Annotated in this window: 13 protein-coding genes; 8 read left to right on the top strand and 5 right to left on the bottom strand. The window is 63.6% G+C overall.

Annotated elements, in window-relative coordinates; all coding sequences use genetic code 11:
* Positions 1 to 28 precede the first annotated feature (28 nt).
* Complete coding sequence (locus tag NX774_RS13665; protein ID WP_258822784.1) at positions 29 to 1105, bottom strand: alpha/beta fold hydrolase; 1077 nt, start codon at positions 1103 to 1105, stop codon at positions 29 to 31.
* 320 nt (positions 1106 to 1425) lie between these two features.
* Entirely contained in the window at positions 1426 to 2457 is a 1032-nt protein-coding gene (locus NX774_RS13660; protein WP_258822783.1) for a hypothetical protein, read from the bottom strand.
* A 103-nt stretch (positions 2458 to 2560) separates the two neighbouring features.
* On the opposite strand from NX774_RS13660, the gene NX774_RS13655 reads away from it, so the two are divergent.
* From NX774_RS13655 to NX774_RS13630, 6 genes are all read left to right on the top strand, one after another.
* Complete coding sequence (locus tag NX774_RS13655) at positions 2561 to 3004, top strand: Lrp/AsnC family transcriptional regulator (protein WP_258822782.1); 444 nt, start codon at positions 2561 to 2563, stop codon at positions 3002 to 3004.
* A 130-nt stretch (positions 3005 to 3134) separates the two neighbouring features.
* On the top strand, positions 3135 to 4574 hold the full coding sequence (gene hpnE, locus NX774_RS13650; RefSeq protein ID WP_258822781.1) for a hydroxysqualene dehydroxylase HpnE: 1440 nt from the start codon (positions 3135 to 3137) through the stop codon (positions 4572 to 4574).
* 94 nt (positions 4575 to 4668) lie between these two features.
* On the top strand, positions 4669 to 5442 hold the full coding sequence (locus tag NX774_RS13645) for a glutaminyl-peptide cyclotransferase (protein ID WP_258822780.1): 774 nt from the start codon (positions 4669 to 4671) through the stop codon (positions 5440 to 5442).
* A gap of 364 nt (positions 5443 to 5806) precedes the next feature.
* On the top strand, positions 5807 to 6001 hold the full coding sequence (locus NX774_RS13640) for a hypothetical protein (protein WP_258822779.1): 195 nt from the start codon (positions 5807 to 5809) through the stop codon (positions 5999 to 6001).
* Positions 6002 to 6033: 32 nt separating this feature from the next.
* Positions 6034 to 7209 (top strand): reverse transcriptase family protein, encoded by a 1176-nt coding sequence (locus NX774_RS13635; protein ID WP_258822778.1) that lies wholly within the window; start codon positions 6034 to 6036, stop codon positions 7207 to 7209.
* Between the two features lie 3 nt (positions 7210 to 7212).
* A complete protein-coding gene (locus NX774_RS13630; protein WP_258822777.1) occupies positions 7213 to 7434 on the top strand; it encodes a retron Se72 family effector protein in 222 nt (73 codons plus the stop codon).
* Positions 7435 to 7457: 23 nt separating this feature from the next.
* Here the strand turns inward: NX774_RS13630 and NX774_RS13625 are convergent, their stop codons facing one another.
* Together NX774_RS13625 and NX774_RS13620 are read right to left on the bottom strand one after the other, a co-directional pair.
* Positions 7458 to 8474, bottom strand: a complete 1017-nt coding sequence (locus NX774_RS13625; RefSeq protein ID WP_258822776.1) for a zinc-dependent alcohol dehydrogenase family protein — start codon at positions 8472 to 8474, stop codon at positions 7458 to 7460.
* A gap of 48 nt (positions 8475 to 8522) precedes the next feature.
* A complete protein-coding gene (locus NX774_RS13620) occupies positions 8523 to 9161 on the bottom strand; it encodes a cysteine hydrolase family protein (protein ID WP_258822775.1) in 639 nt (212 codons plus the stop codon).
* Between the two features lie 192 nt (positions 9162 to 9353).
* Between NX774_RS13620 and NX774_RS13615 the strand changes: the two genes are divergently transcribed.
* Complete coding sequence (locus NX774_RS13615; protein WP_258822774.1) at positions 9354 to 10328, top strand: GlxA family transcriptional regulator; 975 nt, start codon at positions 9354 to 9356, stop codon at positions 10326 to 10328.
* Positions 10329 to 10518: 190 nt separating this feature from the next.
* On the opposite strand, the gene NX774_RS13610 is transcribed toward NX774_RS13615, so the two are convergent.
* On the bottom strand, positions 10519 to 13329 hold the full coding sequence (locus NX774_RS13610; RefSeq protein ID WP_258822773.1) for a TonB-dependent receptor: 2811 nt from the start codon (positions 13327 to 13329) through the stop codon (positions 10519 to 10521).
* Between the two features lie 173 nt (positions 13330 to 13502).
* Between NX774_RS13610 and NX774_RS13605 the strand changes: the two genes are divergently transcribed.
* Entirely contained in the window at positions 13503 to 13970 is a 468-nt protein-coding gene (locus NX774_RS13605; protein WP_370660434.1) for an Lrp/AsnC family transcriptional regulator, read from the top strand.
* Positions 13971 to 14038: the final 68 nt, after the last annotated feature.

Here is a 14038-nt window from a genome sequence, read left to right as displayed (position 1 = left end):
GGCGTTCGCCGGGACGACAGCCGTTCGTTTATTCGACTGAATTGAGCCAGTCGAAGATGGCCGGCCACAGCCGCTGGTGCGCGCTCTTGCCCACCAGCACGCCAACGTGCTGCAGGTTTACGCCGATGTCGCCCTCGTAGTGCAGCATCTGCTTGTGCTCGCTTGCGGCCGCGTCGTAAAACGCCTGCATCGAATGCAGCGGGATCACGGCGCTGCGCGGGTCGGCCACGGTCAGCAGCGGCGCCTTCAGGTCCTGCGGCCCGATCTCGCGCTCGCCCACCCTGAGCTTGCCGCGCATGAGTTCGTCGTGGCGGTACAGGGACTCCACCACCTCCGTGAACAGCTTGCCCGGCAGCGGAAATTCGTCGTGGGTCCAGCGCTCGACGCGCATGTGGGTGCCGAGGGCCTCCGGGTTGCCCATGCACATGGCGCGGTCGATCAGCCGTTCCATCTGGAAGGCGTGCGGCGCGGCCATGGCGCTGACGATGTTGAGGAACACGCCCGGCACTTCGCTGAACGCCTGCGCGATCGGGCGCGCGTCCGGCGTGGTGTGGACCAGGTTGGCGAAGCAGCCCAGGTCGTGCCGGAAGTGCAGCGGGGACTCCAGCAGCACCACGGCGCGCACCGCGTCGGCGTTGGTGCAGCCGAAAATCGCCGCCAGGATGCCGCCCAGCGAGTGGCCGGCCACCGTGACTTGCTCCTCCCCGCTGTCCTCTTCGATGGCCTGCCTGCAGGCCGACAGCAAGCGGTCGCCGTAATCCTCGAGCCCATAGTTGGGGCCGGTGTCGGGCGTCCATTCGGCCATGTACACCTTGTAGCCGTGCTCCATCCAGCGCCGCACCACGCTCACCTGCGGCAGCAGGTCCCAGATGTAGGCCTTCTTGATGGGCGCCGGCACCAGCAGCACGGCGGGCGCGTCGGCATTGGCCTGGTCGTACTTGCGCAGGATGAGGCCGGGCTCGGTGTGCAGCACGGTGTACGGGGTCTCCTGCGGGCCGTAGCCGAGGCGGTCAAGCATTTTGCCGCGCGCCTGGCGCATGCGGTCCATTTGCTTGAGCGCGTACACGTTGAACGGATTGGTGGCGTGGAAGGTGTGGGCGTTCATGGCGATCGGTGGTTGGTCGAATGCGAATGACGAGCCACTGTACGCCGATCAACCAGCGTTTCCAATCGTGCTTTGGCAGCCAATTGGCCGGGATCAATGTTAGGCGGGTGTTTTCCGAGGGCTAATGGCGCAAGGGAAAAACGAGCATGCGGATAGGGTGGAAAAGCGGTAAAAAACGGCTGTCTGGCCGGGAAAAATGGGCGAACTTTCCGCGCTTAAAAATCCAGCATGAACACACAGGTTTATACGGTTTATTCAGTATAAATATTTTATACCTTATAAACCGTATATTCTGTTTTCATCCCGTACTTTCGGGGTTTCTATTTGTTGTTGATTTCTTTCAACACTGCGGGCCAGTCCATGGTGAATTCCGTCCCGAGCAGCCTGCCGATCGCGCTGGTCGGCTTTTCCTTGCCGTGCGCAATCGCCGACGAGATGTGCGAAGGGGCACCGGCATAGACCGTCATGAACTGGATGTCGGACTTGGGCCGGCTGGCATCGATCAGCTGCGGGTTGACGGTGTACATGGTGCTCCTGCCGCTGCCCTGGGCCAGGTAGAGCGGCCGGTCGGTATTGGGGATGACCAGCATGTAGCCGCCGCCGCGCGAGACCACGGTCATGCCGTTCCACGTGCCGATCGGGCTGCGCCCTTCCAGCACGCGGGTATCGTTCACCGAGATCTCCAGCGGCAGGCGGTCGTGCATGTAGGTGGCATAGGTGCCGTCCTTGAGCCGGATGGTCTTGGGGTTGTCCAGGTGGATCGGCTCGGCGCCGATGGACAGCCGGCCGACCACGACCGGGTCGATTTGCTGGCCCAGCTCGTTGCCAAAGCTGCCGCCCACCGTCAGGCTCGAGCCGCGGATATCTTTCAGCGCGGGATGCGCCAGCACCATCGGGAACAAGGCTTCCAGCTTGCGCCGCATTTCGGGCACGCCGGGCTCCTTCTGGTTGCCGGTGAACACCAGCTTGGTGACCACGACACCGGGCGCATCTTCCGACGGCGTGTCGCCGCGGGTGGAGGCGTTGGGATCGCGCCAGTAATTGGCGATGTAATCCGCGTAGAACGGCAAGTCGTAGTCGAACTTGTAGGTGCCAGCCTTGTAGGGCATGCCGCTGGCCACGGGCTGCGCTGCCTGTCGCAGCTCGGCGCCGCCCTGCGTTTGCGGCTGGCTGTCGGGCCGGGCAACTGGCGCTGCAGGGGCCGCGGGCGCGGTGGAAGGGTTGATGGCCCGGTTGGCCGCCTGCTGGAGCGCGCTGTTGACACTCTGTTTGAGCAGGTTTCCAAACGGGTCGGCAGCCCATGCGGGCGCGGCGGCGCACAGGCCGGCAAAGAGTACGGTGCGTGCTTTCATGGTTGCAGTAAAGACAATAACAACCTGATGCTATCAAACCGGGCACATCCGTTTCTCCTGATCTGCGTGCTAACATCGGGTATTTACAGCGAAAAACGCAGCCATGGACCGGATTGACCGAGAAATTGTCGAATTGCTCGCCAAGGACGCCCGGCTCAGCTACAAGGAGCTGGGCGAGCGCGTGTTTCTCAGCGCCAACGCCGTAGCCGATCGGGTCAGGCGGCTGGTGGCCGAGGGCGTGCTGGTCGGCTTTCATGCCGCCGTCAACATGGCGGCCCTGGGCATGGGTTTCCAGGCGCTGGCCGACGTCAAGCTCAAGCCGGGCGTGAGTGCGCTCGACTTCGAGGCGATGCTTCGTTCGATCCCCGGCATCGTCTCGGCCACCTTGCTCACCGGCAGCCACGACTACCTGCTGCGCGTGGCCTGCAAGGACCAGGAGCACTTCGTGCGCGTGATGGAATCGCTGCGCGCCAGCGGCCACGTGCAGGACACCCAGAGCCGCATGGTGCTCAAGGAAATCGACCTGAGCAGCGGCGCGCTGCGCTGACGCCACGGCGACCGTGGCAGCGTGCGCGTGCGCACCGATGCACGCGCCGGCGTGACCGAAGATTGCTTTCGCGCGGGCCGCCAGCGCCCGTTCACGACCGCGCCGCTGGCGCCTTGACGAAAGCGAAGACGTGAGCGACATCGTGGTCATCGGAGGTGGCCTTGCCGGCCTTGCGTGCGCCGTGGCGCTGGCCGACCGCGGTGTGCGCGTCACCGTGGTGGAGGGCGGCGAGCGCCTGGGCGGCCGCGCCGCCAGCTGGACCGACGCCGCCACCGGCGACACGGTCGACATCGGCCCCCACGTTTTGCACTCCGAATACCGCAACATGCTCGCCCTGCTGGAGCGCCTGGGCACCAGCCGCCTGGTGTGCTGGCAGCGCGATCCGCTACTGACGATTGCCTGCAAACCGGCGCCGGTGCACCTGCGCCATGGCCCCCTGCCGCCGCCCTTGAGCCTGATGCCGTCGATGGTCGGGGCGCCCGGGCTGTCGCTGGCGGACCTCATGTCAATGTCGCGCCTGTCCCTGCACGTGATGCGTTTTGGCGAGGAAGAAATCGACGAGCTCGACAGGATCTCCGCCTACGATTTCCTGCGCCGCGAGGGCGTCAGCCCACGCATGATCGACTGGTGGTGGCGCTTTGCCGCCATGGTTGTGACCAACGTGCCGCTCGACCGCTCCTCCGCGGCGTCGCTGATGCGCATCCACGCCCAATTGAGCAGTTACCGCGGCCTGCACTTCGGCTTTGCCAGCGTCGGCTTGTGCGAGCTGTACGCGAGCCAGGCCGTGCGCGCGATCGAGACTGCGGGCGGGCGCGTGCTGGTGGGCAGGCCGGCCACGCTGCTGCTCGGCCAAAGCGCCATGCAGGGCGTGCGCCTGGCGGATGGCGCCGAGCTGCCTGCTGGCCGCGTGGTGTGCGCCGTGCCCCCGCAGGCGCTCGGGCCCCTGCTGCCGGACCACTGGCGCGGCGACAGCGCGTTCGAGATCCTTGCCACCATCGAGCCCAGCCCCTACGTATCGGTGTACCTCTGGTTCGACCGCCACATCGACATGCCGCGCTTTGCATCGCACCTGTGCACGCCCGCGCGGCTCAACTACGATTATTACGACCTGACGCAAATACGCCACGGCTGGCAAGGACGCCCGACCATCACGGCCAGCAACATCATCTACAGCCACCGCGCCAAGGGCATGAGCGACCAGCAGATCGTCCAGGCCACGGTGCGCGAGCTGGCCGAGATCGCGCCGCAGGCCGCAGCGGCGCGCGTGGTCCATTCGGCCGTGCACCACATCCCGATGGCGATTCCCTGCCCGATCGTCGGCTTCGAGCGCCTGCGCCCGGCCGCGCGCACGCCCGTGCACGGGCTGTACCTGGCCGGCGACTGGACGCGTACCCACCTGCCCTGTTCCATGGAAGGCGCGGTCAAGTCCGGCTTTACGGCCGCGCAGGAGGTGCTGGCGGACCTCGGGCGCCCTGCCGCCATTGCGGTCCCCCCGCGCGCTTACGATGGGCTGGGCGCGATCGTGCGGCCGCTGGCCGCGCCCCGGCGCACGTTCCCGCGCCGGCCTTGACCGGTCTTTACACCGCGTACAGCGCCGATGTGATAGCGTTTCGGCTGGCGTGCCGGGCTAACGTCCCCGCGCCGCTTTCGAACAGGAGAATACGTTGAAGAAGATCGCTAGCCTGGCCCTTGGCGCCGCGCTGCTGGCATGCAGTGCCGCGCAGGCGGCCATTCCCGTGTACGGTTTCGTGGTCAAGAACACTTATCCACACGACCCGCAGGCCTTCACGCAGGGCCTGTTCTTCAAGGACGGCCACCTGTACGAGACCACCGGCCTGCAGGGCCGCTCCACGCTGCGCAAGGTGGAACTTAACACGGGCAAGGTGCTGCAGAAGAAGGAGCTGGCCAGCGAATTCTTTGGCGAAGGATCGGCGGCCGTCGGCAACGAGATCGTCAGCCTGACCTGGACCTCGCACGTGGGCTTCGTGTACGACCAGAAGACCTTCGGCCTGAAGCGCCGCTTCAACTACGCCGGCGAAGGCTGGGGCCTGGCCAGCGACGCGCAGCGCCTGTACATGAGCGATGGCAGCAACGCGATCCGCGTGCTCGATCCCAAGTCGCTGGAAGAAGTGCGCCGCATCCAGGTGACGGCCGAGGGCAAGCCGGTCAACCGGCTCAACGAGCTTGAAGTGGTGGACGGCCAGATCTACGCCAACGTCTGGGGCACCGACATCATCGCTCGCATCGACCCCACCACCGGCAACGTGGTCGGCTGGATCGACCTGACCAACCTGCTGCCGCCGGCGCAGCGCGGCACCGATTCGATGGACGCGGTGCTGAACGGCATCGCGTACGACGCCAAGCACCACCGCCTGTTCGTGACCGGCAAGCTGTGGCCCAAGCTGTTCGAGATCGAGCTCGTGCAGATCCGGAACTAGAGATTTCTCCCCCTTATTGTCCTAGTTCATCAAAACCAAAATATTTCTTTTGGTATCTTGTCGGATGGAAAACTTTGAGCTAAAGTTCCGTTCGGCAGGTGTACTTCGCCTGTTTGCTTTTGCTCTTTATTTCCGTCATTTGGGGAATCGAAGCTTCGTACGAGGCGACCCGAGAGGGTCTTGACCGGCACGCTGCCCGTTGTTCCGCGTTCGCGGAACGTCAACGGCGCGCCGCTGACATCGACTGCTAATTAGCGACCGTTGTCTGGCGTTAGTACTAAGGGGTCTGTCCATTCTGATCCAAAATATCCCCACTCTCCCTCAGCTTGGTCTGGCATTTACCACCAGCGAAAGGAGAAGTACCATGAGCAGCACGCGTTACAAACTGACGTTCTCGTTTGAGAAGAAGAGCAATCAAGACATCCAGAGCGGTCTGGGTGAAACTGATAAGCAAGTTGGAATGGACAAAGGTAAGAAACTGACCATGTATTTGGCTGTTATCTCCTTGGTTGCAGCGGTTGTACGGTTCAGCGCAGTAGTGCTGGACCATTGGCTGTAACTGACCCCTAGTACTTTGCATTTCATCCCTTCATGGATAAACCGTTTTATCCCAATCCCGGTATCGGCTCGATCGAGTCGCTCGCAAAGGCGTTAGACGTACATCGCGATTTGCTTGTGGATATTGCGTCGAAGGTTGAAAGCTCTTACACCTCGTTTGCGATTCCGAAGAAGAGCGACCCGGCTTCTAGCCGCACGGTTTGTGAGCCAAAGCATGAGCTTAAGAAGCTGCAGAAGAAAATAAACTCTCGCTTCCTCGAACACGTCCAGTATCCGATATATCTACAAGGCGGAATCAAAGACAAGAAAAATAGCCGGGATTATATCAACAATTCCGGCATCCACGCCAAACCCCAAGTATTAGTGAACCTCGACATAAAAAACTTTTACCCCAACATTAAGAGGGATTTAGTTGTCGACGTGTTCCAAAACTTATTCGCGTTTGAACCTGGGGTTTCTAATCTCCTCGCTGATCTAACCACGCTGAATGGACGGGTTCCTCAAGGGGGCTGCTGTTCCTCTTACCTTGCCAATTTGGTATTTTACGCGGACGAGTACAAACTTGTACAAAAATTGAGAAAAAACGGATGGCGCTATTCTCGGCTTTTGGACGACATTACGCTTTCGTCGTCGGTCGCGATGGCCGACCTTGTCTCCCCGATCAAGGAAATCGCGGCCATGTGCACTAAATATGGTCTCAAGCTAAACAATAAGAAAACGAGGGTCAGCCATCGCGATCACGGGATCGCAAATTTACACGTAACCGGTGTATGGGTCGCACATGGGGTCCCAAAGCTACGGCGACACGAGCGGCGGTACGTCCGGCAATTGGTCTACGTATGCGAGAAGAAATTCGATACCGACCGCTGCTCTCAGGAATATCACAAATTCTGGAACATGGTTTCAGGAAAGGTGGCCAAGCTGACCAGACTTAAGCACGCAGAAGCACTTGATTTGCGGAAGAGGTTGCATAATATTCTTCCTGTTTTCGATGAACACGACAAAAATCTCCTCATCAAGGAGATTAAAACACTGTGCGCAAAACCAACTGCGTCATCAAAGCGTATTGGCTTTATAGAGCGGGTAAACCGTGCGCATTATTCACTTGGCATATTGGCAAGGACGGAAACGCGTCTTGCTAAGTCACTAAGGCGAGAGCTCGCGGAAAAACATGCTTTTTTACCTACGATAAAAGAGTATTGGAGCTAAAAAATGGAAGCAATTGTTGAAGAGGGTGTCGTTAACGAATATTTCGCCCTAAAAGGTTATGGTTTTATTCGCAGAAGCAAGGGTCGCGACGTTTTCTTTTTCTACAACGACCTCGCGGAAGGGGACGCCAAGGTTGATGTGGGTGATAGAGTGACCTTTTCGACTGTCCCAGGGAAGAAGGGGCCGAAGGCGATAACTATCAAGAAAGTGGGAAGTGCTCACTAGTCAATACAAAATGATCTCTGGGCTTAGCTGACCGCGATCACCACCTTGCCGAAGTGCGAGCCCGATTCCATGTAGCGATAGGCTTCCTGCGCCTGGTGGAACGGGAACACGCGGTCCACCACCGGTTCGATGCGCGCCGCGTCCACGAAGCGCACCACATCCTCGAGCATGGCGCGGCTGCCCACGAAAATGCCGACCATGCGCTTGGCGCCCGACAGCAGCGCCGCCGGATTGACCTCGCCGCCAAAGCCGCTCACGCCGCCGATGATCGCCACCGTGCCGGCCATGCTCGCGGCCGACAGCGAGCGGTTGATCGTGCCCTTGCCGCCCACCTCCAGCACGACGTTGGCGCCGCTGCCGTTGGTCACGCGCAGCACTTCCTCGTGCCACTCGGGCACGGTGCGGTAGTTGATGGTGTGGTGCGCGCCCAGCTCGTGCGCACGTCGCAGCTTTTCGTCGCTGGATGAGGTGATGATGGTGCGCATGCCGGCGGCGCACGCCATCTGCAGGCCCAGCACGGACACGCCGCCGGTGCCCAGCAGCAGCACCGTGTCGCCCGGCCTGGGCCGGTTGCTGGAGACGAAAATCGCGTTCCAGGCAGTCACGCCGGCGCACGGCAGCGTCGCCGCGTCCACGTACTCCATGTGCGGCGGAATCTTGACCAGCGCTTCCTGGTCGAGCAGCACCTGCTGCGCCAGCATGCCGTCCACGTCGCCGCCCAGCGCGTGCTTGATCTTGTCCTGCGAGGTGATGCCGTCGTGCCAGCAGGGGAAGAACGACGCGACGACGCGGTCGCCCGGCTTCACGCGCGTCACGCCGTGGCCCACCTCCACCACTTCGCCGGCGCCATCGGAGCATGGGATGATCGGGTCGTCCACGTTGACCAGGTAATTGCCGCTCGCAACCATCAGGTCGCGGTAGTTCAGCGCCACCGCGTGCATCTTCACGCGCACTTCGCCGGTGCCCAGGGACCGGTCGGGCAGATCGACGCAGCGCAGCCCGTCGATGTTTTCACCAGGAAGTATCTGATAGCTGAGCATTGTTTTCTCCTAGAATCGCCGGCGCACGGCGATTCTACCGCGCCGCCGTCAAAGCGCAGCGCCCGGTTTGGCCGAGCGGGCGCGCTGGTTCGAGCCGTAGATCGTATCGCGTTCCGGGGCCGCGCCGGTGGCGAGCACGCCGATCCATTCCGCGGTCGGCAGCACCGCCGCAAAGCGCGACTGGAACACGACCATGAAGGTGTCGTGGATCTGGCGCGCGCTCGCGGCGCCGGCGCGGTTGGCGTAGGGGACCGAGCCGGTCGCATCATCGAGCACCTCCACGGCCAGGCCGGCATGCAAAGCCTCGAACACGGTCGAGGCCACGCAGTTATGGGTCATGTAGCCGACGACGGTGAGCGTGTCGATGCCGTGCTGGCGGATCCAGGCTGCCAGGTCGGTGCCGGTGAACGCGCTCGGCAGGCGTTTTTCGATGAAGTGCTCGCGTGGACGGCTCGCCACTACCTCGTGCAACGCCCAGCCATGCGAACCCTTGTCGAAGATCGGCGCGCCAGCCGGCGCCGTGTTCTGCACCACGACCACCGGCACCTTGGCCGCGCGTGCCGCGTCCATGGCCCTGCCGATGTTGGCGAGCGAACCATCGACGCCGGGGTATTCGATCGGCAGGCCGCCGGTCACGTATTCGTTCTGCACATCGATGACGATCAGCGCGCGGTGCGGTTTGTTCATGGTCGTTTTCCTTTCAATGGTTAAGTTGCTGGACTGGGCCGCCGCGCAGGCGCTCAATAGCAGGGCGGCGGCGAAGGCGAAGATTTTTGCGGTTTGCATGCGGTTCTCCGGTTGTCGTGACCGTCATTGTTGCGCCGGGCGGGCTGGCCGGCCATTGGCCCGCGAGCCTGCTTTCGTTAAAATCGGGCCAATATGAAAAACACATCCAACACCGCGCCGCAGCGGGTGGCCATTGCGGCCTTCGCGGGCATCAGCCCGTTCCACCTGTCCGTGCCCTGCCTCGTCTTCGGGGAAGATCGGCGCGAGGACGGCATTCCCCGGCCAGACGTGCTGGTGTGCGCGGACACGCCCGGCATGCTGCCCACCACGGCCGGCTTTTCGATCGCCGTGGCGCATGGACTGGAACGCCTGGCCGACGCGCACACGGTGATCGTGCCCTCGTGGCGCGATCCGCTGGAACCGGCGCCGCCGGCCCTGCTCGAGGCGCTGCGCGCCGCGCACGCGCGTGGCGCCACCGTGGTTGGCCTGTGCCTGGGCGCGTTCGTGCTGGCGCAGGCGGGGCTGCTCGACGGGCGCCGGGCCACCACGCACTGGCGCTGGGCGCGCGCGTTTGCCGAGGCCTTTCCCAAGGTGGCGCTGGACCCGGGCGTGCTGTATGTCGAGGACGGCAACCTGGTGACCTCCGCCGGCACCGCCGCCAGCCTGGACTGCTGCCTGCACCTGCTGCGCGCGCAGGTCGGGCCGGAGCTGGCCAACCGCGTCGCGCGGCGGCTGGTGGTGTCGCCGCACCGGCAGGGCGGGCAGGCGCAGTTCATCGAGCAGCCGCTGCCGCGCGCGGCGCGTGGCGACCGGCTTGGCGAGGCAATGGAATGGGCGATCGGCCACCTGGACGACGCACCGGGGATCGACCAGCTGGCGCAGCGGGCGGCGATGAGCCGGCGCACCTTCACGCGGCGCTTTCGCGAGCGTACCGGGACCAGCTACAACGCGTGGATCAATGGGCAGCGCATCGCGTTGGCGCAGCGCTTGTTGGAGACCACGGATCTGGCGATCGAGCAGGTGGCGCAGCAGGCCGGCTTTGGCAGCGCGCTGTCGTTGCGGCTGCGTTTTGCTGAGAGCTTGGACACGACGCCGTCGGCCTACCGGCGCGAGTTCCGGGGGGCGTAGGGTGGGCGGGTCTCCCGCCCACGCGTTCAGTCAGTGCGGGCGCCGCTTGAACGCGTGGGCGCTCGGCTGGGCATTGCCCAGCCTCTCCCTGCCCACCCTACGCACACCACGAACACCACGCACACCACGAACACCCAAAGAAAAAGCCCGGCAGGCTTGCGCATGCCGGGCCGGCGCGGGAGGGGCCGCGTTACTTGTAGGCGTAGCTCGCCGTGACGTAGATGTAGCGGCCGCGCGGATCGCCGTAGCTGACGTCGTAACCACCGAGGAAGTTCGAGGTCAGGTTGGTGTACGGCGGATCGCGGTCGAACAGGTTCTTCACACCCAGCGACAGCTTGGTGTTCTTGATGCCGGTGTAGGCCAGCTGCATGTCGTAGGTGGCATACGCGTCAACCTTGCGCGGCGTGGAGCCGGTCGGCATCAGGTTGGCCAGCACGTCGGTGTAGCCCTTCTGGTAGTTCTGCAGCAGGGTCACTGCGTACGGACCGTTTTCCCAGGTTGCGCTGGCGTTATGCTTCCAGCGCAGCACCACGCCGCCCGAGGCCGACAGCGCCTGGTCCAGCGAGCTGGTGTAGTTGCCGTCCGGACCCTGCACGTCGTACTTGGCCATGTAGGTGCCCGACAGGCGGAAGTTCAGGCGGTTGCCGTCGCCAAAGCGCAGGCGGTACATCGCGTCCAGGTCCACGCCTGCCACCTGGGTCTTGAACAGGTTGGCGTTGGTCTGGGTGATCGACTCGATCGGACCCAGGCCCGAGGCATTGCCGTCCGGTGCGCCGCGGTTGATGAACTTGGCGTACAGCTGCTCACGCGCCGCGTTGGCCATGAAGTAGGTCGACGACAGGCCGCCCACCACGATCGCATCCTTCAGGTTGATGCGGAAGGCGTCCAGTGCGATCGAGGCGTTCTTGACCGGCTCCCACATGATGCCGGCGGTGATCGAGGTCGATTTCTCCGGCTTCAGGTTGGGGTTGCCGCCGGTGACGGTGGTGAACTGGTTGTTGCAGTCACGCGGGGCGCCGGTGGCCAGGTTCGGGCAGCGCAGGTAGTCGCGGGTGCCGTTGCCGGTGATGCTGGTTGCCTGCGGGGTGTACAGGTCGGTCAGCGACGGTGCGCGGAAGCCTTTGCCAACGGCCGAGCGCAGCAGCAGGGTTTCGGTCGGCTGCCAGCGGATCGACGCCTTCGGGTTCACCGTGTGGCCCACGCCCTGGTAGTTGTCGTAGCGAACGGCAACGTCGCCATCCAGTTTCTTCAGGATGGGGATGCTGGTCTCGGCGTACACCGACGAGACGTTGCGCGCGCCGGTGACCGGGAACGCGTTGCCGCCCAGGCCTGCGATGTCGCCGGTCTGGATCGCCACCGACGGGTTGTATTCGAACTTCTCGCGGCGCAGTTCGGCGCCCAGTGCCAGGCCAACGGCGCCGGCCGGCAGGTTGAAGATCTCGCGCGAACCTTTCAGGTCCACCGAGGTGGTCGAGGTCTTGGAGGCGTAGCTGGTGCCGCGGAATTCAGCGTTGCGCACCGCGTCGATGGCCGATTGGTCGGTGGTCGCGCCGAACGGGTTGATGACGCCGCTATTGAAGATCGGCAGCACCTTCGAGTACTGCGCGTAGCCGGACAACAGCTCTTCATGCACCTTGCTCTGGCTGTACAGGAAGGCCGAGTCCACATCCCAGCCCGCGTAGCTGCCGCGCACGCCAGCGACAAAGCGCGCGTTTTCCGACACGTCCAGCGTGTTGCGCTGGCCGTTGGCCACGTCGCGGTAGTTCAGCAGCAGCGGCAGGCCGGTCAGGCCGTTGGCGGCGGCGAACGACGCCGGGTAGTACGGGCTGCTCGGGATCAGCACAAAGCCGCCACGGCCCAGGGCCGGGTACTTGGAGGTCATGCCCGGATACTGCGCGATCAGGGCGTTCCAGGCCGGCACGTAGGGGTTGGTCGCGGTGGTGATCGAGTTGTACGCGAGCGGAACGTGCTGCGTGGTCGAGGTGATCTTGTTCTTGGTATAGCCGGACTCGAAGTAGGCTTCGGTCTCGCCCGACAGGCGCAGGCGGCCGTTGGCCATCAGGCTGGCCTTCTCGAAGTGCGGCTGCAGCGACACGAACGGGCTGTTGTCGTAGCTGCAGCGGCTGGTGTTGAACGGCGACAGCACCGACACCGGGCCGCAGTTCGGCAGCGCCGGGTTGCCCAGCGTGCCCTTGTTGTTCAGCACCACGTTGGCCGGGAAGGCGATCGACGAGGTGATGTCGTTCTTCTGGTCCGCGTTCAGGCGGCGCGCATAGTCGCGGTCGATGCCCATCAGCGGGTCGGTGTTCTGGACCGTCACGCTGCCGGTCACGTTCCAGCCCTGCTCGGCCATGCTGCCGTAGCCGGCGAAGATGGTGGCCTTGCGGTCGCGCGCCTTGTGGTCGCTGGTCTGGCCGTAGTTGGCGGTGCCCTCGACGCCCTGGTAGTCCTTGCGCAGGATGAAGTTGACCACGCCGGCAATCGCGTCCGAGCCGTACACGGCCGAGGCGCCGTCCTTGAGCACCTCGACGCGCTCGATGGCCGACAGCGGAATGCTGTTCACGTCCACCGACGAGCCGGCCGAGCCGGCCGAGCCGCCGCCATATACCGCCACGCGGCGGCCGTTGACCAGCACCAGCGTGCGTGCGCTGCCCATGCCGCGCAGCGACACGGTGGCGATGCTGCCGCCACCGTAACCGGAGGCGTTGGCCACGGTGGTCGAGGAGCCGGCGCTCGAGAGCGAGCTCAGCGACTTGACCAGTTCCTCGGTCGAGGTCGCGCCGGTGCGTTCGATTTCCTCACGCTTCATCACCTGGACCGGCAGCGCGGTCTCGCCATCGATGCGCTTGATCGACGAGCCGGTCACGATCACGCGCTGGACCTTGGACGTGTCCGCGTCCTGCGCCTGGCCGAAAGCGTGGCCCGATACCACCAGCATGGGCGCCAGGGCGGCTGACACGGCAATGACGGATTTCTTGATTTTAAGGGTGGGGTACGACATCTACTGCAGCTCCTTAGCTGGTGGGTAAAAGAACAAAGTGTTCGTTTCTGGCAACAACGGACGATTATATCGATGCATCTCGGCAAATTTTTGCTACATTTGTATGAGAAATACGCGTATGTATGCAATGAACGTTTCGCCAATTCGATAAAGACGCGATGAATGCACCAAGAGTGAAATTGGACCGGGTCGATCGCAAAATCCTGGAGGCCCTGCAGGAAGATGCGCGGCTGTCGAGCGCGGAGCTGGCCGAGCGGGTGTCGCTCACCACCTCGCCATGCTGGCGGCGCGTCAAGCGGCTGGAAGAGGAAGGCGTCATCACCGGCTACCAGGCGCGCATCGATCCCGAGCGGCTGGGCTACCAGGTGATGGCGTTCGTGTACATTTCGCTCGATCTGAAGAGCGCGCAGAGCCTGCAGGCGTTCGAGGACTCGGTGATGGGCATTCCGCAGGTGCTGGCCTGCCACCGCATCTCGGGCCGCTACGACCACCAGCTGGTGGTGGTGGCCGAGGACCTGGCCGCGTACGGCAAGTTCGCCGAGGCGAACATCAACAGCCTGCCGGGCATCAAGGAGATCTACACCTCGTTCGTGCTGCGCGAGGTGAAGTCCACCACAAACCCGCCTCTGCCACCGGCGTGACTTTGTAGGGTGGGGCTCCCGAGCCCACGCGGGTTTCACGCGGCACGTGCAACAGCGTGGGCTCGAGA

Origin of the sequence: Massilia agilis, assembly GCF_024756255.1 — a bacterium.
GTDB classification, from domain to species: Bacteria; Pseudomonadota; Gammaproteobacteria; order Burkholderiales; family Burkholderiaceae_D; genus Telluria; species Telluria agilis.
This window is presented reverse-complemented; position numbering and strand designations above follow the sequence as displayed.